The 20,398-nt window shown below is 75.6% G+C and carries 8 protein-coding genes and 1 riboswitch; of the genes, 6 read left to right on the forward strand and 2 right to left on the reverse strand.

Annotated elements, in window-relative coordinates:
* The first annotated feature begins 38 nt into the window (after positions 1–38).
* From ACFV1J_RS20995 to ACFV1J_RS21005, 3 genes are read left to right on the forward strand one after another with little or no spacing between them, the layout of a single operon-like run.
* On the forward strand, positions 39–6,464 hold the full coding sequence (locus ACFV1J_RS20995) for an amino acid adenylation domain-containing protein (protein WP_385860270.1): 6,426 nt from the start codon (positions 39–41) through the stop codon (positions 6,462–6,464).
* Entirely contained in the window at positions 6,464–13,681 is a 7,218-nt protein-coding gene (locus tag ACFV1J_RS21000; RefSeq protein WP_385860272.1) for an amino acid adenylation domain-containing protein, read from the forward strand. The genes ACFV1J_RS20995 and ACFV1J_RS21000 overlap by 1 nt, the downstream gene beginning before the upstream one ends.
* A complete protein-coding gene (locus tag ACFV1J_RS21005; RefSeq protein ID WP_385860274.1) occupies positions 13,678–14,499 on the forward strand; it encodes an ABC transporter permease in 822 nt (273 codons plus the stop codon). Before ACFV1J_RS21000 ends, ACFV1J_RS21005 begins: the two co-directional genes overlap by 4 nt.
* Positions 14,500–14,618: 119 nt before the next feature.
* On the opposite strand, the gene ACFV1J_RS21010 is transcribed toward ACFV1J_RS21005, so the two are convergent.
* Positions 14,619–15,860, reverse strand: a complete 1,242-nt coding sequence (locus ACFV1J_RS21010) for an MFS transporter (RefSeq protein WP_385860276.1) — start codon at positions 15,858–15,860, stop codon at positions 14,619–14,621.
* Between the two features lie 70 nt (positions 15,861–15,930).
* Between ACFV1J_RS21010 and ACFV1J_RS21015 the strand changes: the two genes are divergently transcribed.
* Complete coding sequence (locus ACFV1J_RS21015; protein ID WP_385860278.1) at positions 15,931–17,178, forward strand: ROK family transcriptional regulator; 1,248 nt, start codon at positions 15,931–15,933, stop codon at positions 17,176–17,178.
* A gap of 70 nt (positions 17,179–17,248) precedes the next feature.
* On the opposite strand, the gene ACFV1J_RS21020 is transcribed toward ACFV1J_RS21015, so the two are convergent.
* Positions 17,249–18,028: an SDR family oxidoreductase gene (locus ACFV1J_RS21020; RefSeq protein WP_385860280.1), complete on the reverse strand. Its 780-nt coding sequence runs from the start codon at positions 18,026–18,028 to the stop codon at positions 17,249–17,251.
* 189 nt (positions 18,029–18,217) lie between these two features.
* Positions 18,218–18,348, forward strand: a riboswitch (FMN riboswitch).
* Positions 18,349–18,501: 153 nt separating this feature from the next.
* Here ACFV1J_RS21020 and ribD point away from each other — a divergent pair.
* On the forward strand, positions 18,502–19,629 hold the full coding sequence (gene ribD, locus ACFV1J_RS21025; RefSeq protein WP_385860282.1) for a bifunctional diaminohydroxyphosphoribosylaminopyrimidine deaminase/5-amino-6-(5-phosphoribosylamino)uracil reductase RibD: 1,128 nt from the start codon (positions 18,502–18,504) through the stop codon (positions 19,627–19,629).
* 1 nt (position 19,630) lies between these two features.
* On the forward strand, positions 19,631–20,266 hold the full coding sequence (locus tag ACFV1J_RS21030) for a riboflavin synthase (RefSeq protein ID WP_385860284.1): 636 nt from the start codon (positions 19,631–19,633) through the stop codon (positions 20,264–20,266).
* Positions 20,267–20,398 lie beyond the last annotated feature (132 nt).

The following is a 20,398-nucleotide window of genomic DNA, read 5'->3' on the forward strand; positions in this document are numbered from 1 at the left end:
CGGCCCGCCCTCCCACCGTGACGCGTCCAGGAGACACCATGACCCAACCCGCCGACACCGCCCTGCCGTTGACGGGCGCCCAGTCCGGTATCTGGTTCGACGAGCGGCTCGCGCGGGGGCGACTGGCCTACAACATGGCCGACTACCTCGACATCTCCGGGCCGCTCGACCCGGCCCGGCTGCGCCGGGCGCTGGAGACGGTGCTGGACGAGGCCGAGTGCACCAGGGCGCGGTTCTCCGAGACGGACGGCGTCCCCGTCCAGCACGTCCGGCCGCTCGGCGAACTGCCGCTGCGGCAGCTGGACCTCGGCGGTGCGGCCGATCCGGTCGGTGAGGCCCTGCGGCTCTTCGACGAGGACCTGCACCGGCCCTTCCGGCTGACCGGCAGTCTGCTGTTCCGGATGACCCTGGTGCGGATCGCCGCCGACCGCCACCTGTTCCACCTGGCCATGCACCACCTGCTCGCCGACGGCTACAGCCGGCTCGCGGTCTACCGCAGGCTCAGCGAGGTCTACGACGGCCCGTCCGCCGACGGGAGCGGCCTGCCGGGGACACCGCTGCCCCCGCTGCGGGTGCTGCTGGACGCCGAGGCCGAGTACCTGGCCTCGCCCGCGGTCGAGCGCGACCGGCTCTTCTGGGAGCGCCACCTGCCGCAGGACGCACCACCGACCACCCTCGCCACCGAGGACCCCGCACCCGGCACGGCCTTCCTGCGGGTCACCCGCACCGTCGACGCCACCACCGCGGCCACCCTGCGCCGCGCCGCGGCGGACGCCGGGGTGACCTGGCCGACCTTCGCGATCGCCGCCACCGCCGCGTACGTCGCCAAGGCCACCGGCACCCCCGACGTGCTGCTGACCCTCCCGGTGACCGCACGGCAGTCCGCGCTCGCCCGCACCGTCCCCGGAATGGTCGCCAACTACCTGCCGTTCCCGGCCCGGGCCGCGGCCGCCACGACGGTGGCCGAACTGCTCACCGCGACCTCCCGGACCCTCGCCCGGTCGCTGCGGCACCAGCGCTACCCGGCCGAGCGGCTGCGCCGGGCGAGGGGGCTGACGGCGGGCGACCGGCGGCCGTTCGGCCCGTTCGTCAACGTCCTGCCGCAGAACCCGGAGATCCGCCTCGGCCCGTGCCGGGCGGAGCTGCACAACCTCTCCACCGGCATCGTCGACGACCTGATGATCACCGTGCTGGACTCCGTCGGCGGCGGCCTGGAACTCCACATGAACGGCAACCCCGCGCTCTACCGGCCGGCGGAGATCCAGGGCCATCTGGCCCGCTTCGAGGCGTTCCTGCGCCGGCTGGCGTCCGCCCCGGCGGACACTCCGCTCGGCCGGCTGGAGATGGTCACCGACGACGAACGCGCCGCGCTGCTCGCCGCCGGCACCGGAGCCACCGGCCCGGTGCCGGGCGGCGTGGTGGAGCGGATCCACGAGCGCGCCGGGCGGGACCCGGCGGCGACCGCCCTGCGGGAGGGCGAACGGGCGGTCTCCTACGGGCAGTTGGTGACCTGGGTCGACGCGCTGGCGCGGCGGCTGACCGGGGCCGGAGTGCGCCCCGGCTCCCTCGTGGGCGTGCTGGCCGAACCGGGCGCGGTCTTCCTCGGCACGGTGCTGGCCGTCCTGCAGGCCGGCGGTGCCTGGGTGCCGCTGGACGTACGGGCCCCGGTGGCCCGGGCCGCCGGACTGCTCACCGACGCCCGCGTGGCGCACCTGGTCGTCGGCCCCGGATGCGCCGCGCTGGCCGACGAGGTGACCGCGCTGACCGGCCACCCGGTGCGGCGGCTCGCGGCGGACCGGGACTTCGCCGCGGCGGCCGGGCCCGCCGGACCGGCCGCACCGGTGGGCGCACCGCGGGACCCCGCCTACGTGATCTTCACCTCGGGATCGACCGGCCGGCCGAAGGGCGCGATCGTCGAACGCCGAGGGATGCTCAACCACCTCCTCGCCAAGATCGAGGACCTCGGACTCGGCCCCGCCGACACGGTGGTGTGGAACGCGCCGGTGACCTTCGACGTGTCGGTGTGGCAGATGCTGGGCCCGCTGCTGGCCGGCGGCGTCGTACAGATCGTCACGCACGAGGTCGCCGCCGACCCCGAGGCGCTGTTCGGCACGGTCGCGGACCACGCGGTGACGGTGCTGGAGGTCGTGCCGTCCCTGCTGCGCGCCGCGCTGGACCTGTGGCAGGTCTCGGGCACCGGCCCCGACACCGGCCCGCTCCGGTGGCTGATGGTCACCGGTGAGGCGCTCCCGGCCGACCTGTGCGCACGGTGGTGGGAGATCGCCGGGGTGCCGATGGTGAACGCGTACGGGCCCACGGAGTGCTCGGACGATGTGACCCACGCCGTCCTGCGGCCGGGCCAGGAGCTGGGCCACCGGGTCCCCATCGGCCGGCCGGTGCGCAACACCGTCCTGCACGTGCTCGGCGGCGACCTGCGCCCGGTCCCGGTGGGCCAGGTGGGCGAACTCTTCGTGGGCGGCGCCGGGGTGGGCCGCGGCTACCTCTTTGACCCGGTCAAGACCGCCGCCGCGTTCGTCGCCGATCCCTTCGCCGGGGGCGGCGCACGGATGTACCGCACCGGCGACCGCGTGGTGCGCCGCCCCGACGGCCAGCTGGAGTTCGTCGAGCGCCTGGACCACCAGGTCAAGGTGCGCGGACACCGGATCGAACTGGGCGAGGTGGAGGCCGCGCTGCGCGCCGTCGACGGGGTGGCCGACGCGGCGGTACGGGCGGTCGCCGGCCCGTCCGGAAACACCCGTCTGATCGCCTACGTCGTCGCGCCGGACGTGCCCCCGGACACGGTCCGCGACGCGGTCGCCTCGGCACTCCCCGACTACATGGTGCCCTCGTCCTGGGTCGCGCTGGACCGGATGCCGCTGACCGCGCACGGCAAGGTGGACCGCCGGGCGCTGCCCGACCCCGCCGGCGCCACCGCCCCGGTCACCCGGCGGCGGCGCGGGCCGCGGCCGGGGGCCGAGACGGTGCTCTGCGAGACCTTCGCCGAGGTGCTGCACCTGGCCGAGGTGCACGTCGACGACAGCTTCTTCGCCCTCGGCGGCGACTCCATCACCGCGATCCAGGTGGTGAGCCGGGCGCGGGCCCGCGGGGTGACGCTCACCCCCCGGGCGATCTTCGACCACCGCACCCCCGCCGCCCTCGCCGCCCACCACCCCGTGGGCGCGGACGGGGACGCCCCCGCGGGCTCCGCGACGCGGGCGGCGGCCGACGACGGTGTGGGCGACCTCGACCCCACCCCGATCATCGCCCAGCTCTGCGAGGACCTGACCACGCTCGACGGGCCGGCGGCGCAGTACAGCCAGTACGTGGTCCTGCGCACGCCCCCGGGCCTGACCGCCGCACGGCTGGTCCCCGCCCTGCAGTCCCTCGTCGACCGGCACGACGTGCTCCGGCTGCGGCTGCACGAACCGGCGCCCGGCGTCTGGACGCTGCGCACCGGCGAGCCCGGCACGGTCGACGCCGCCACCCTCGTCCACACCGCGGACGGCACCCCGCCCGACCCCGCCGCCCTCGAACGGGCCGTGGCGGCACAGGTCGCCGCGGCCCGCACCCGGCTCGACCCGCGCGGCGGCGTCATGCTGCAGGCCGTGCTCCTCGGTCGCGGACCGGACGGCACGGACCGTCTGCTGCTGCTGGCGCACCACACGGTCGTCGACGGCGTCTCCTGGCGCGTCCTCCTCGCCGACCTGCGCACCGCCTGCGAGGCGGTCGAGGCCGGGGAGCCGCCGGAGCCGGCCGAGGTCCCCACCTCCTACCGGCGCTGGGCGTCCCTGCTGGCCCGCGAGTCCCGCTCCGGCCGGCGGATCGCCGAACTCGACCACTGGCAGCGGCAGTTCGCCGACCCGGCCGCCGGTCTCGGCCGGCGCCCCCTCGACCCGGCCCACGACACCTACGGCCGGGCCGGCCGGCTGCGGCTGCAGCTGCCCGAGGACACCACCGCCGCCCTGCTCACCTCCGCCGTCGCCGCCTTCCACGGCGAGATCAACGACCTCCTGCTGGCCGCGCTCGCCCTGGCCGTCGGCCGGTGGCGCGCCGGCCGGAACCCGGACGCGGGGCCGCGGGTCCTGGTCGAACTCGAAGGCCACGGACGCGAGGAGCTCGACGCCACGGCCGACCTGTCCCGCACGGTCGGCTGGTTCACCTCCGTCTTCCCGGTCCTGCTCGACCCCGGGGAGTTCGACGCCGCCGAGGCCTGGGCCGCCGGGCCGGCCCTGGCCACCGTCGTCAAGCGCATCAAGGAGCAGCTGCGCGCGGTGCCCGACCGCGGCCTCGGCCACGGCCTGCTGCGCCATCTGAACCCGCAGACGGCCCGGTTGCTGGCGGCCGGCGGCACCCCGGACGTCGGCTTCAACTACCTCGGGCGGTTCACCGCGGACGCTACGGCCGGCCCGTGGACGATGGACGGCGCACACGGGGTGGTCGGCACCGGCGTCCACCCCGACATGCCGCTGCGCCACCCGCTGGCGGTCACCGCGGTCACCGAGGACCTCGGCACCGGACCGCGGCTGGCCGCCGAGTGGCTGTGGGCCGACGGTGTGCTGACCGCCGCGGACGTCGAGGAGATCGCCCGGGGCTGGTTCGAGGCGCTGCGGACCGTGGTGCGCCACCTCGCGCTGCCGGACGCCGGCGGACCCTCCCCGTCGGACTTCCCGCTGGTCACCCTGACCCAGGAGGAGACCGACGAACTGGCCCGGGAGAGCGCCGGCGCCCTGACGGACGTGCTGCCGCTCACCGCCTTCCAGCGCGGCCTGCTGTTCCAGGCCCAGCTGCGCGGCGACGGACCCGACCTCTACACCCTCCAGATCACCGCCGACCTGACCGGCCCCCTCGACCCCGCGGCGCTGGAGCGCTCCCTGGCCGCCCTCCTGCACCGGCACCCCCACCTGGCGGCGGGCTTCCGGTACCGCGACGCCGGCGACCCGGTCGCCGTCCTGCGCGAGGGCGTCACCGTGCCGCTCACCCGGGCCGACTGCCGCACCCTGTCCGCCGAGGAGCGCACGGCGGAACTGTCGCGGCTCGCCGCGGCCGACCGGGAGCGCCACTTCGACCTCGCCCAACCGCCCCTGATGCGCTGGACCTTGGCCCGCCTGGACGACCGGCGGCACCGGCTGATCTGGACCCTGCACCACATCCTGGTCGACGGCTGGTCCATGCCCGTCCTGGTCCGGGAACTGCTGACCTGCTACGCCGACGGCGGCGACGCCCGGGACCTGCCCGCCCCGGTCCCGTTCCGCAGCTACCTGGCCCGACTCGCCGCGCAGGACCGCGACTCCGCCCGGGCCGCCTGGCACGCGGCGCTGGCGGGCGTCGCCGGACCGGTGTACCTCTGCGCGGCCGGGCCGGGCCGGGAACCGGTCGAGCCCGCGTCGCTGCCGTTGCTGCTGACCGGGGCCGAGACGGCCGCGCTCACCGGCTTCGCGGCGGCCCAGGGGCTCACCGTCAACACCCTCCTGCTGGGCGCCTGGGCGGCGCTGCTGGGCCGGACGACCGGACGCGACGACGTCCTGTTCGGCTCCACCGTCTCCACCCGCCCCGGCGGGCTGCCCGGCGTGGAGTCCATCGTCGGACCGTTCCTCAACACCCTCCCGGTGCGCGCCGCGCTGCGGCCCGACGAGCCGGCGACCGACTTCCTGCACCGGCTGCAGAAGGAACAGTCCCGACTGCGCGACGTCGACCACCTGGGGCTCGGCGAGATGCTCGGGGGCAACCCCGCGCTCGCCGCGGCCGGTGAACCCTTCGACACGGTCCTGGTCTTCGAGAACTTCCCGACGGTGACCCCCGACGACCTGCCCGCCGGGACGGGCCTGCGGGTGGCCGACGCCGGCGCCCGCGACGCCCGGCACCACCCCCTCAGCCTGGTCGTACGGACCGGGACCCGCCTGGAGATCCGCTTCGACCACGCGCCCGACGTGCTGGACCGGGACACCGTCGAGGCGCTCGCCACGACGTTCCGCCGGCTGCTCCTGGGACTGGTGGAGCATCCTGACCGGCCCGTCACCGGACCGGACGTCCCGGGCCCCGACGAGGACGTGCTGCGGCGCGGCGGCATCTTGACGGCCGCCGACGGGACGGACCGGCCCGACACCGGTCCGGCCCCCGCCGCGGCGGGCGCCGAGGTGGCGCTGCTGTGCGGGCTGTTCGCGGAGGTCCTGGGGCTCGAACGGGTCGGCCCGCAGGACAACTTCTTCCTGCTGGGCGGCGATTCGATCAGCGCGATCCAGGTCGTCGGCCGCGCCCGGGCCAAGGGACTGCCGCTGACCGCCGGACAGGTCTTCCGGCTGCGGACCCCCGCCGCGCTCGCCGCCGCACGACAATCCGCGGAAGAGCCCGCCCCGGACGAAACCGGCCCCGAACCGGACCCGGCGGACCTGCTCGGCCTCGACGGCGACGAACTGGCCGTACTGGAAAGCGAGTTGGCGGAACTCGACACCGAGCTGGAGTCCTGATGGCGACCACCCGCACGAGCCGGCCGCGCAGTGAGTTCCTGCCGCTGTCGCCGTTGCAACGCAGCTTCCTCTTCCACGCCGACCTCGTGCAGGACGGCCCCGACATCCACGTCCTGCAGTTCACGGCCGACCTCGCCGGGCCCCTCGACGAAGGCCGGCTGCGCTCCGCGGTGCGCGCCCAGTTCGTCCGCCACCCCAACCTGCGGGCCTGCTTCCGCACCCGCACATCGGGCGAACCGGTACAGGTGGTCCCCACCGCCGTGCCACTGCGCTGGACCTCGCTCGACCTCGGCCACCTGCCCCCCGACGGGCAGCGCGCCGAACTGGAACGGATCACCGAGGCCGACCGGACCGAGCGCTTCGACCTCACCCGCCCGCCGCTGCTGCGGTGCACCCTGGTCCGCCGCGCCGACGGCCTGCACCGCTTCCTGCTCACGGCACACCACATCGTGGTGGACGGCTGGTCCATGCCCCTGCTGCTGTCCGGCCTCTTCGAGGACTACGCCGCCGCGTCCGGTCCCGCGGGTCCCGCCGTACGTCCGGGGACCGGCTACCGGGACCATCTGACCTGGCTGGCGCGGCAGGACGGGCGGGCGGCGCGGGCGGCGTGGCGCGAGGCGCTGTCGGGGCTGTCCGAACCGTCCCTGGTCGCGCCGGACGACCCGGGCCGCACCGCGGTCGTCCCGCACACCGTGCGCGGCCATCTGCCTCCCCGGGCCGCCGCACGCCTGGCCGGCTGGGCGCGCACGCACCAGCTGACCACCGGCACCGTGGTCCAGGGCAGTTGGGGACTCCTCGTCGGCCAGCTCACCGGCCGTGCCGACGTCACCTTCGGGGTGGTGGACTCCGGCCGGCCGGCCGAGCTGCCCGGCGTGGAATCGCTGGTCGGGATGTTCGCCAACACCCTGCCCGCCCGGCTGCGGATCGACCCGGCCCGCTCCCTGACCGACCTGTTCACCGCCTACATGGCGCAGCAGGCGGAGCTGCTGCCGCACCGGCACCTCGGGCTCGCCGACATCCAGCAACTCGCCGGCGGTGCCCGGCTCCTGGACACCGCGGTGCTGTTCCAGAACTACCCGCGGACCGGCACGGACGCCTTCACCGAACTGACCGGCCTGCGCCTGCTCGACTCCGAGATCCGCAACGACACCGAGTTCCCGCTGAGCCTGGTGATCCTGCCCGGCGACGGCCTCGAACTGCGTCTGCAGTACCACCCCGGACTCCGCACCGAGCAGGCCGCCCGCCGGCTGCTGACCCGGGCGACCCGGCTGCTGGCACGCCTCCCCGACGTCGCCGGCGAACCGGCCGGCCGCCTCGACCTCCTCGCCCCCGAGGAACGGGAGCTCGTACTGGCCCGGTTCAACGACACCGCCCGGCCCGCCCCCACGTGGCTCCTGCCGGACGCCCTCGCCCGGCGGGCCGCCCAGGACCCGGACCGGGTCGCCGTGGCGAGCGACCACGGGACGCTGACCGCGGGCGCGCTGGAAGGCCGCGCCAACCGGCTCGCCCGGCTCCTGCTCGGCCGCGGCGTCGGACCGGGTTCCGTCGTCGCCGTGGCGCTGCCGCGCACCGGCGACCTGCTGGTCGCCGTGCTCGCCGTGCTCAAGACCGGCGGCGCGTTCCTCGCGGTCGACCCCGACCACCCGCGCGCCCGCATCCGGTACATGCTGGACGACGCCCGCCCGGCCGTGCTGCTGAGCGCCACCGCCGAGGCCGCCGCCATCGGCTGGCCGGGCCCCACGGTCCTGGTGGACGCATCCGCCGTCGGCGACCGGCTGGACACCCTCGCCGACGGCGACCTCACCGACGCCGAGCGGGGCGGCCCGCTCCGCCCCGACCTGCCCGCCTACCTCCTCTACACCTCGGGCTCGACGGGCCGGCCGAAGGGCGTCGTGGTGCCGCACGGCGCCCTCGCCAACTTCCTCGACGACGCCCGTCACCGGGTGGCCCTGAACCCCGACGACCGCACCCTGGCGACCACCACCTTCGGGTTCGACATCGCCCTGCTGGAGCTCTTCCTGCCGCTGCTGACCGGCACCGGACTGGTCCTCGCCGACCGGGCCACCACCCGCGACCCCGCGGCCCTCGCGGCGGCGGTACGGACCCACGGCGCGACCGTCCTGCAGGCCACCCCCAGCCAGTTGCAGGCGCTGTTGACCTCGCAGCCCGCCTGCCTGGCCGGACTGCGCCTGCTGTCCGGGGGAGAGGCGCTGAGCGCCGCGCTCGCGGCGGGCCTGCTCCGGCACGCCGGTTCCCTCCTCAACTTCTACGGGCCCACCGAGGCCACCATCTACGTCACCGCCCACGAGGTACGCGCCCCGGCCGACCGCACCCCGCCCATCGGCACCCCGTTGGCCAACACCCGCGGGTACGTCCTGGACGCGGCGCTGCGCCCGGTCCCGCCCGACGTCACCGGCGAGCTCTACCTTGCCGGGACCCAACTGGCCGACGGCTACCTCGGGCGCCCCGCGCTGACCGCCGAACGCTTCGTCGCCGACCCCTACGGCACCCCCGGCACCCGCATGTACCGCACCGGTGACCTGGCCCGCTGGAACGCCGACGGCCAGCTGGAGTACGTGGGCCGGGCCGACCACCAGATCAAGGTCCGCGGCCACCGCATCGAACCCGGCGAGATCGAGGCGGTCCTGGTCGAACAGCCCGAGGTGACCCACGCCGTGGTGGTGCCCCGCACCTACGGCGCGGACGACGTACGGCTCGTCGCCTACCTCGTGACCCCGGAACCCGGCCCGGACACCGCACGGATCCGCGAACGGGTGGCCGCCGCGCTGCCCTCCTACATGGTCCCGGCCGCCTTCGTCCGCCTGGACGCACTGCCGCTCGGCCCCAGCGGCAAGGTCGACCGCGCCCGGCTCCCGGAGCCGCCGGCCGCCGCCCCGGCCCGGCCGCTGCCGGCCTCCGGCACCCCCGCGCTGGACATCCTGCGCGGCCTGTTCGCCGATGCCCTGGGCTGCGCCGACGTCGGCCCGGACGACGACTTCTTCGTCCTGGGCGGCCACTCCCTCCTGGCGACCCGGCTGGTCAGCCGGGTCCGGGCCGCGCTCGGGGCGGAACTGTCGGTCCGCGCCCTCTTCGACCACCGCACGCCGGCCGCCCTCGCCGCCCACCTCACCGCCGCCCCGGCCGCCCGGGAACCGCTGTGCCCGCAGGAGCGGCCGTCCTTCGTACCGCTGTCGCACATGCAGCAGCGGCTGTGGTTCCTCAACCGCCTCGCCCCCGGCGGCGGCGCCTACCACGTGACATCGGCGGTCCGCCTCACCGGCGACCTGGACACCGGCGCGCTGCGCGCGGCGCTGGGCGACCTCACCGACCGCCACGAGGTGCTCCGCACCGTCTACCCCGAACTGGCCGGCGTTCCCGGCCAGGTGGTGGTGGACGCCGCCGAGGCCCGGCCGGACCTGCCGCTGCACGAGGTGACCGGCGGCGATCGGGAGCTGGCCGCCCGGCTCGCGGACGAGTGCGCGGCCGACTTCGACCTCACCGGCGAACTCCCCTTGCGCGCCCGGCTGTTCAGGGCCGGACCGACGCACCACGTGCTGCTGCTGGTGATGCACCACATCGCCGTCGACGGCTGGTCCCTGGAGGTCCTGGCCGGTGAACTCACCCGGGCCTACCGGGCACGTCGCGCCGGCCACGCCCCCGAACTGCCCGAACTGCCGGTGACCTACGCCGACTTCACGCTGTGGCAGCGGCGCCTGCTCGGTGCCGAGGACGACCCCGCAAGCCTCCAGAACCGCCAACTCGACCACTGGACCCGCGCCTTGCGCGGTATGCCCGAGGAACTGGAGCTGCCCACCGACCACCGCCGGCCGCGGATGGCCGGGCACGCCGGTGACGCGGTCGGCTTCACGGTGCCCGCGGAAACCCACCGCCGGCTGGCCGCGCTGGCGGTCTCCGCCGGCGTCAGCCCCTTCATGGTGCTCCAGGCCGCCCTCGCCGTCACGCTCACCAAACTGGGCGCCGGCACCGACATCCCCCTCGGCACGCCGGTGGCGGGCCGCACCGACGCCGCCCTGCACGACCTGGTCGGCTTCTTCGTCAACACCCTGGTCCTGCGCACCGACACCGGCGGCGACCCGACCTTCGGCGAACTGCTGCACCGGGTCAGGGAGACCGACCTCGGTGCCTACGCACACCAGGACCTGCCGTTCGAGCGCCTGGTGGAGGCACTGGGCCCCACCCGCTCGCTGGCGCGCCAGTCCCTGTTCCAGGTCATGCTGATCCTCCAGAACACCGCGCGGACCCGCTTCTCCCTGGACGGGCTGGAGTGCGCCCCGGTGGAGGTGGGCCTCGGCGTCAAGTTCGACCTGGCCTTCGAGATCGCCGAGGAGCACGACGCCGACGGACCGGCGGGCCTCACCGGCCGGCTGGAGTTCGCCACCGATCTGTACACCCGCCCCACCGCCCAGCGGCTCGCGGAGCGCTTCGTCCGGCTGCTGACCGCCGCGGTCACCCGGCCCACGGAACGGCTGAGCTCCCTCACGGTCCTGGCGCCCGAGGAACGCCGGCAGATCCTGGACCGGTGGAGCGTCGACCGGCGCCGGACCGCGCCCCCGCCCGTCACCCTGCCGGCCCTGTTCGAACAGTGGGCGCGGCACCAGCCCGGCCACCCCGCGTTCGTCTCCGACCGGGACCGGCTGAGCTACCGGGAACTGGACGAGCGGGCCGGCCGGCTCGCCCGCCACCTGCGGGACCTCGGCGCCGGCCCGGGCACCCTGGTCGCCCTGGCACTGCCCCGCTCGGCCGACCTGGTGGTCGCGCTGTTCGCCGTGCTCAAGACCGGCGCGGCCTACCTCCCGGTCGACCCCGCCTACCCCACCGCGCGGATCACCCAGATGCTGACCGACGCCCGGCCGAAGGCCCTGATCACCTGCACCGCGGTCCGGGCGTCCGGCGCGCTGCCCGACGGCGTGGTGGCGGCGGACCGGACCGTGCTGCTCGACGACGCCGCGACCACCGGGTCCGTCGCCGCGCGCCCCTCCCGGCCACTGACCGACGACGAGCGCACCCGGCCCCTCACGCCCGCGGACCTCGCGTACGTGATCTACACCTCCGGTTCCACCGGGCGGCCCAAGGGCGTCGCCGTCAGCCACGCCACGGCCGCCGATCTCGCCCGCGACCACCGGGCCCGCCTCGGGCTCGGACCCCACACCAGGGCCCTGCAGTTCGCGTCCTTCGGCTTCGACGCGGCCGTGTGGGAACTGTGCGTCTCGCTGTTCAGCGGCGGCACCCTGGTGCAGGCCGACGACGACCGGCGGGCCGGGGAGCCGCTCGCCGACACGCTCCACCGGCACGCGGTCAACCTCGCCGTGCTGCCGCCGGTCGTGGTCGCCTCCCTCCCGCCGGACACCCGGCTGCCGGAGGACCTGCTGCTGGCGGTCGCCGGCTCGGCCTGCCCACCGGAGCTCGTCGAGCGCTGGGCCGGCACCGTCCGGATGGTCAACGCCTTCGGCCCGACCGAGACCACGGTCTGCTGCACCGTCAGCGACCCGCTCGACACCGGCCGTCCCCCCATCGGCCGCCCCGTCGCCGGGCACCGGGTCCACGTCCTCGACGACGCGCTGTCCCCGGTGCCGGCCGGGGTCACCGGCGAGCTCTACGTGGGCGGCACGGGCCTCGCGGTGGGCTACCTCAACCGCCCGGCGCTGACCGCGGGACGCTTCGTCGCCGACCCCTTCGGCGCCCCCGGCTCCCGCATGTACCGCACCGGAGACCTCGTGCGATGGCTTCCCGACGGCAACCTGGACTACGTGGGCCGGGCCGACCAGCAGGTCAAGATCCGCGGCTTCCGGGTCGAACCGGGCGAGATCGAGAGCGCGTTGACCGACGAGCCCGGGGTGGCCCAGGCGGCCGTGGTCGCACGGGAGGACCGCCCCGGGGACCTGCGGCTCGTCGGCTACCTGGTGCCCGAGGCCGGCACCGCGCCCGATGTCGCGGCGCTGCGTGCCGCGCTCGCCCGCAAGCTGCCCGGCCACATGGTGCCCGCGGCCCTGCTGGCCCTGCCGGAGCTGCCGTTGACCGCGCACGGAAAGCTGGACGTCGCCGCGCTGCCGGTGCCCGAGCGGCGCCGCACACCGTCCCGGCCACCCGCGGCCGGGACGGTGCGGCTGGTCGCCGACGCCTTCGCCGAGGTGCTCGGGGTGGCCGGGGTCGGCGCCGAGGACGACTTCTTCGAGCTCGGGGGCAACAGCATCGGCAGCGTCCAACTGGTCTCCCACCTGGCCAAGGACGGCCTGCGGATCGCCGTCGCGGAGGTCTTCACCGAACGCACCGTCGCCGCCCTGGCCGCGCTGGCCCGCCGCCGCCCGACGGCCCCGGGCCACGTCACGGTCCGGCACCTGGAGGAGCAGTGGACGGCCGGCGGGCTCGACGCGGGCGCCCTGGACCCGTTCGCCCCCCTGCTGCCCATCCGGCCCACCGGTGAACTGCCGCCCCTGTGGTGCCTGCACGGCGGGCTGGGACTCAGCCTTCCGTACCTCGGCCTGGCCGCCCACCTCGACCCGGCCCGCCCGCTGTACGGCCTGCAGGCGCCGCAGGCGAGCGGCGGCGCACCCCCGGCCACCCTGGAGGCACAGGCCGAGGACCACCTCGCACTGATCCGGCGGATCCAGCCCGAGGGCCCGTACCACCTGATGGGCTGGTCCTACGGCGGACTGCTCGCCCACCACCTGGCCGTCCGGCTCCAGGACGACGGGGAGCGCGTGGCCTACCTCGCCAACCTCGACGCCTATCCGCACGACCCCGCCCACGACGGCCCCCTGGCCGGCGACCGGGAACTCCTGGTGCGCTTCCTCGCGTACCTCGGGCACGAGGACGCGGCCGGGGCGGCGGACGGCGGCGCCGAGTCCGTCGCGCGCACCCTCCGCCGGCACGGCGGGACGTTCGCCCGGCTCGCCACCGAGGACGTCGAGCGGCTGCTGGCCACCATGCGGCACCACGCCGACCTGGCGGCCCGCTTCCGACCGGGCCGCCACCGGGGCGAGATGACGCTGGTGGTCGCCGCCGCCGAACGCTCCGCGGCCGCCACCACGCACTCCGTCCGGCGCTGGCGGCCGCACGTGACCGGCGCGGTGCACCGGCACGACGTACCGCACGAGCACGAGTACCTGATGCACCCCGGGCCCCAAGCGGCGATCGGGCAGATCATCGACGACGACCTGCGCCGACTCGCGTCGCGGCGCCCTGGAAGGCAGGCATGAGCACCCTCACCGTCGACACCACCGCCGGACCGTCCGCCGCCGGCGTGGTCAGGGAGACCGTCGCCCTGGCCGGCCGCCGTCTGCGCCACCTCCGCCGGGCCCCGGGACGCATGGTGGGGCTCGTGATGAACCCGCTGGTGATGCTGCTCGCCGTGGGCTACCTGTTCAAGAACGCCATCGTGGCCCCGCACGGCGGCGCCTATCAGGAGTACCTGATGGCCGGCATCACCGCACAGATCGGTCTGGCCGGGGTGGGACCCACGGCGGTCAGCGTCGCCCTCGACCGGCGGGCCGGACTCATGGACCGCTTCCGGTCGCTGCCGATCTCCCGGGCGGCGGTGCTGACCGCGCACGCGCTGGGTGACCTGCTGATCGGCCTCGGGGTCCTCGTGGTGATCAGCCTCGTCGGACTGGCCATCGGATGGCGGGTCCACGGTGATGCGCTGTCGGTCCTCGCCGGTTTCGGCGTCGCCGCCCTGTTCATCCTGGTCACCGTATGGGTGGGCATCGCGCTGGGGATGACCGTCAGCAACATCGAGTCCGTCGACTCGATCGCGGCCCTCGCCCTGGTCGTCTGCACCTTCCTCTCGGACGCGGTCTTCTCGGCCTCCGCCATGCCCGGATGGCTCCGCCCGGTGGTGGCATGGAACCCGGTCACCGCGGTGGCCGACGCCATCCGCCACCTGTGGGGCAACCCGGTCCAGCCCGGCGCGTCCTTCCCCGGCCAGCACCCCTTCCTGGTCTCCGGCTGCTGGCTCGCGGTGCTGCTCACCGGCGCCGTGGCAGCCGCCCTGACCAGCTTCCGGTCACAGGAGTGAGACACGGTCATGAGCTGAGCCCCACGCAGGCGGACGCGCCGGCCGTCGGGCCGGAGACGGGAGCGGACGCGGCCTGATCCGCCGGACCGGGAGCGGGCCGCGGCCGGCACCGCTCCGGCTCAGGACCGTTCCAGGTCGTCCGCCACCGCGGGCGCGCCGCCCGAGGCCGTAAGGGCCGGCACCCGCAGCACCCGGGCGCCCACCACCAGACCGCAGGCCAGCGCCGTGACCAGCGCGAAGGACACCGTGAGCGAACTCGCCTGGGCGATCCCGCCGATCGCGGACGGGGCGATCAGCCCGGACGTGTAGGTGATCGTGGCGACCCCCGCGATCGCCTGGCTCGGCGCCGGACCGCTGCGCGCGGCGGCCGCGAAGGCCAGCGGGACCACCACCGCGATGCCCAGGCCGATCAGCCCGAACCCGGCCATCGCCGTCACCGGGTGGCCGGCCGCGACGATCAGCAGCCCGCCGGCCGCCGCCAGCCCGCCCCCGGCCCGCACCGTGCGCACCGCGCCGAAGCGGGCCACCACCTTGTCGCCGGCCAGCCGCGCGGCCGTCATGGTGCAGGCGAAGGCGGTGGTCGAGGCGGCCGCCAGGCCCGCGTCCGTGCCCAATCGGTCGCGGAGGAAGACCGCCGACCAGTCCAGGCCGGCGGCCTCGGCGAACACCGCGCAGAACCCGATGGCCCCGATGACCAGGGCCGACTTCGGCGGCAGCGCGAACCGCGGCGGCGGATGCTCCTCGGGTGCGCTGCGCAGGTCCAGCACGCCCTGACAGGCGGCCGCGCCCAGCAGGGTCAACACCAGCGCGGCACCGGCCAGATGGAGCCTGGCGTCCCATCCGGCGTGCGCGGCGAGGGTGCCGGCCGCCGAGCCGAGCAGCGTGCCCGCGCTCCACATCCCGTGCAGCCCCGACATGATCGGCCGCCCGAGCCGGTCCTCGGTCTCCACGCCGAGGGCGTTCATCGCGACGTCCGCCATGCCGGAGACCGCGCCGTACACCAGCAGCGCCGCGCAGAGCGCGTACAGGCCGGGGGAGAGGGCGGGCAGGACCAGCGAGAGGGTCCACAGGGCGAGCAGTGCGCGCAGTGCCGTCCGGGCGCCGAGGCGGTGGCTGATCCGGCCGGCCAGCGGCATGGCCAGCGACGCGCCGATCGCGGGGAAGGCCAGGGCCAGGCCGAGTTGGCCGGGGGAGACGCCGGCGTGGTCCTGGATCCAGGGGATACGGGTGGCGAAGTTTCCGGTGACCGAGCCGTGGACGAGGAAGACCAGCGCGACGGCCCGGCGGGCGCGGCGCAGCCGGTCCTGGGGGAGCGGGGGGCCGAGAGGGAGGGAGCCGTCGGGGACGCCGGTGCCAGCCATGGGCGGTAAATTATCAGGAACCCTGCCTGATAATAAGGGCGTTGGCCCGACCGGAGGGAACAATCCCGCCATGCATCCACCGCGCGCGGCAGCCGCCGGCCGCACCGCCTCCCCGGCCACCGCCCGGCTGATCAACGACCGGCTGGCCCTCCAACTCCTCCAGTCCGACGGCCCGTTGACGGCCGGTCAGCTCAAGATCCTGACCGGGCTGTCCCGGCCGACCGTGGCCGACCTCGTCGAACGCCTCCAGCAGGCCGGACTGATCGCCGTCGTCGGGGAGAGCGGCGCACAGCGGCGCGGACCCAACGCCCGTCTCTACGGCATCGTCGCCGACCGGGCCCACCTCGTCGGCCTCGACCTGCGCACCCACGGCGTCACGGTCGCGGTCGCCGACCTCCTCGGCCGGGTACGCGCCGAACGCTCCGCCCCCGTAGGCCCGGACGAGACCCCTGACGCGGCCGTCGCCACCGCCCTCGCCGTGGTCGACAAGGCGCTCACCGCGGCCGGCGCCGACCGGCCGCACACCTTCGCGGTCGGCGCGCCCGGCCTGGTCGACCCCGCCACCGGCCGGCTCGGTGGCACCGACCGGATGCCGTCCTGGCACGCCACCCTGGTCGACACCCTGCGCACCCGGACGGCCGCCCCGGTCCTGCTGGAGAACGAGGTCAACCTCGCCGCCCTCGCCGAACAGCGCGAGGGCGCGGCCCGCGACCACGACACCTTCGTCCTGCTCTGGCTCGGCCACGGCACCGGCGCCGCGGTCGTCCTGGACGGCGCGCTGCGCCGCGGCGCCTCGGGCGGCACCGGCGAGATCGGCTTCCTCCCCGTCCCCGGCACCGGCGCCCTGCCCTCCGCCACCGGCTGCGAGGGCGGCTTCCACTCCCTCGCCGGCTCCGCGGCGATCTGCGCCCTGGCGGCCGAGCACGGCCTCGCCGCCCCGCCCGGCGAACCCGCGGACCGAGCCGGCCCCACCGAAGCCCCGCCCGCCGAGGCCCTGGTCCACGCCGCCGTCGCCGCCGAGGAACGCGGTGCCGGCGCGGCGGGCGGCGCCTTCCTCGACGCCCTGGCCGACCGGGTCGCCCTCGGCGCGGCGGCCGTCTGCGCGATCCTCGACCCCGGCTGCGTCGTCCTCGGCGGCGAGATCGGCCTGGCCGGCGGCGCCGCGCTGGCCGACCGGGTCGCCGGCCGGCTGGCCCGGCTCTCCCCGCTGCGCACCGACGTACGGGCCGGCACGGTCGGCGGCCGGGCGGTCCTGCGCGGCGCGGTCCTCGCCGCCCGCGACGCGGCCCAGAACGCACTGTTCGCCCCGCCGGGCTGAGCCCGTTCCGCGCGGAGGCGTCCCGGTCCCGGCCCGGCGGCCCGGCCCGGCGGCCCCGGCCGGCGCGGGTTCAGTGCGCCGCCCCGCCGCCCGCCCGTTCCGCCAGGAACTCCGCGTAGGTCCGCACCCCGACGGCGTGCTCCGGGGTGAGGTTCCCGCCCCGGCGGAACGCCGCGGCGGCCGCGCCCGGCAGCCACACCGGCATCAGCAACCGGCGCCGCCCACCCGCATCGAGCGTCGCCCGCACCAGCTCCCGGGCCGGGATCACCTCGGGCCCGCCCATGTCCGTGACCCGCCCGGCGGGTTCCCCGGCCGCCAACTCGGCCAGCCGCGCGGCCACTTCGCGGACCTCCACCGGCTGCACCCGGACCCCGGTCGGCACCGGCACCACCGGCGACCGGGCACCCGCCTTGACCATCTGGAGCACCAGATCGTGGAACTGCGTCGTCCGCAGCACCGTCCAGCCGATGCCGGAGTCCTCGATCATCCGCTCCACCGCGAGCTTGGTCCGGTAGTAGCCGATCGGCACCCGGTCCACCCCGACGATCGAGATGTAGACCAGATGCGGCACCCCCGCCGCCTTGGCCGCGTCGAGCAGCGGCCGGGCCGCCTCCGCGTCGCCACCGGACGGCGTGGTGGCACAGTGCACGACGGTGTCCACCCCCGCCACCGCCTCCGCCAGGCCGGTACCTTCGTGCAGATCGAGGGCCAACGACCGCAGCCGCGGCCGTTCGGTGCCGGTGTGCGGCCGCCGGCTCACCGAGCGGACCTCATGCCCGTCGGCGAGCAGCCGCTCGACCAGCGGGCGGCCGAGCGTGCCCGTACCGCCGGTCACCAGAATTGTTGCCATCGCGGATCAGTCCTTGGAGTGCGAGGGGACAGCTGCGTCCCCGGGTGCGAAAGGTCCCCCTCATGACGGAGCAGCGGCCCCGTCCGTGACATCGCGGCACGCCGGGCGCTGTGAGGCAGCCCACAGCGGTTCGCCCGCATGGGCGACGATCGGCCGTGGCAGACTGAAGCTGTACTGACATAAGAGCAGCAGCGCACTCCGGGGTCGGTGTAATTCCGAACCGGCGGTAACAGTCCGCGACCCGTCCGCATCCAGCGGCCGGTTGAGCAGGTGAAATTCCTGCACCGACGGTGAAAGTCCGGATGGGAGGCAGTGCGCGGCGGGCGAGCTTCGGTACACCGCCGTCGGCGGCGTCTTCCGGTCATATCCGGGCGGGCGCTTCCCTTTCCGGCGCGGTGTCCCCCCTTGCGTCGTTCCGCTTCCTGTCGTCCAGACAGCCCCGGAGTCCGTGCCCGAAGAGGCAGGAGGACCCGGTGGCCACCCCAGCCCCCGTCGAGACCGCGGCGATGCGCCGCGCCATCGAGCTCGCCGCCCGCGGCCTCGGGCACACCAGCCCCAACCCCGTGGTCGGCTGCGTCATCCTGGACTCCGACGGCCGCACCGTCGGTGAGGGCTGGCACCAGCGCGCCGGCGGCCCGCACGCCGAGATCCACGCACTGCGCGCCGCGGGCGAACGCGCCCGGGGCGGCACCGCCCTGGTCACCCTCGAACCCTGCAACCACACCGGCCGCACCGGCCCCTGCGCCCGGGCGCTGATCGACGCCGGGATCGCCCGGGTCGTCTACGCGGTCTCCGACCCCACCCCGGCCGCCACCGGCGGCGCCGTCACCCTGGCCGAGGCCGGTATCGACGTCGAGGGCGGACTGCTCGCCGACGAGGCCGCGGCCGGCAACGAGGCGTGGCTGACCGCCGTCCTGCGCGGCCGCCCCTTCGTGCTGTGGAAGTACGCCGCCACCCTCGACGGCCGGATCGCCGCCGCCGACGGCACCAGCCGCTGGATCTCCTCGCCCGAGTCGCGCGCCGACGTGCACCGGCTGCGGGCCGCCGCGGACGCGGTGATCGTCGGCTCCGGCACCGCCCGCGCCGACGACCCGCAGCTCGGCGCCCGGATCACCGGGCTCACCGACGACGAGATCAGCCAGCCGCTGCGGGTCGTCGTCGACTCCGGTGCCACCGCCGTCAAGCCCGGCGCCCGCGTCCTGGACGGCACCGCACCCACCCTGATCGCGGTCGCCGAGGACGCCGACGCCAGCCACCTCGAAGGTCTCGCCCCGCTCGTCCGGCTGCCCCGCGCCGCCGGCGGGCCCGGCCTGTCCATCCCCGCCCTGCTGAAAGCCCTGTACGAGCGGGACGTCCGCTCCGTACTGCTCGAAGGCGGGCCCACGCTCGCCGGGGCCTTCCTCGCCGCCCGGGCCGTCGACAAGGTCGTCGGCTATCTCGCACCGGTGCTGCTCGGCGCCGGACCGGCCGCCGTCGGCGACGCCGGAATCACCACTCTCGTCCAGGCGTTGCGGCTCGACGTGACCGACACCCAACGGCTCGGTCCCGATCTGCGCATCACCGCCACGCCCCTTCGCCCCGCTTTCCCCGAGGAGAACTGAAGTGTTCACCGGAATCGTCGAAGAACTGGGAGAGGTCGTCGCCGTCGAGGACCTCGGCGATGCCTCCCGGTTCCGGCTCCGTGGTCCCGTCGTCACCGAGGACGCCAAGCACGGCGACTCGATCGCGGTCAACGGCGTCTGTCTGACCGTCGTGGACACCGCCGACGGTGAGTTCACCGCCGATGTGATGGCCGAGACGCTGAACCGCTCCAGCCTCGGTGCGCTGACCGCCGGCTCGCGGGTCAACCTGGAGCGCCCCATGGCACTCGGCGGACGGCTCGGCGGACACCTCGTCCAGGGCCACGTCGACGGCACCGGCACCATCATGGGGCGCACCCCCGCCGAACACTGGGAGATCGTCAAGATCGCGCTGCCGGCCGCGCTGTCCCGTTACGTCGTCGAGAAGGGCTCCATCACCGTCGACGGCGTCAGCCTCACCGTCGTCGAGGCCGCCGACGACTACTTCACCATCAGCCTCATCCCGACCACCCTCGCGCTCACCACCCTGGGCATCAAGCAGCCCGGCGACCCGGTGAACCTCGAGGTCGACGTCCTCGCCAAGTACGTCGAGCGGCTGCTGGGCCGCGGCTCCGCGGACCTCAACGACATCGAGGAGATCAAGGAGATGGACCGGTGAGCGTCCTGGGGGCCGTCGGCGACATCGCCGGCCACGGCCTGGTCAAGCAGGCCTTCGAGGCGACCCTGGCGCCCGTGGGCCACTGGCTGACGAGTGAGGCGTTCACCGCCTTCGGGCAGCACGTCATCTGGT

Source organism: Streptomyces sp. NPDC059649, assembly GCF_042734445.1.
GTDB lineage: Bacteria > Actinomycetota > Actinomycetes > Streptomycetales > Streptomycetaceae > Streptomyces.

Excerpts from the sequence above, each read along its gene's own strand:
- ACFV1J_RS21010 (WP_385860276.1), bottom strand. The coding sequence starts at position 15,860 with ATGGCTGGCACCGGCGTCCCCGACGGCTCCCTCCCTCTCGGCCCCCCG.
- ACFV1J_RS21000 (WP_385860272.1), top strand. The coding sequence starts at position 6,464 with ATGGCGACCACCCGCACGAGCCGGCCGCGCAGTGAGTTCCTGCCGCTG.
- ACFV1J_RS21020 (WP_385860280.1), bottom strand. The coding sequence starts at position 18,028 with ATGGCAACAATTCTGGTGACCGGCGGTACGGGCACGCTCGGCCGCCCG.
- ACFV1J_RS21015 (WP_385860278.1), top strand. The coding sequence starts at position 15,931 with ATGCATCCACCGCGCGCGGCAGCCGCCGGCCGCACCGCCTCCCCGGCC.
- ACFV1J_RS21005 (WP_385860274.1), top strand. The coding sequence starts at position 13,678 with ATGAGCACCCTCACCGTCGACACCACCGCCGGACCGTCCGCCGCCGGC.
- ACFV1J_RS20995 (WP_385860270.1), top strand. The coding sequence starts at position 39 with ATGACCCAACCCGCCGACACCGCCCTGCCGTTGACGGGCGCCCAGTCC.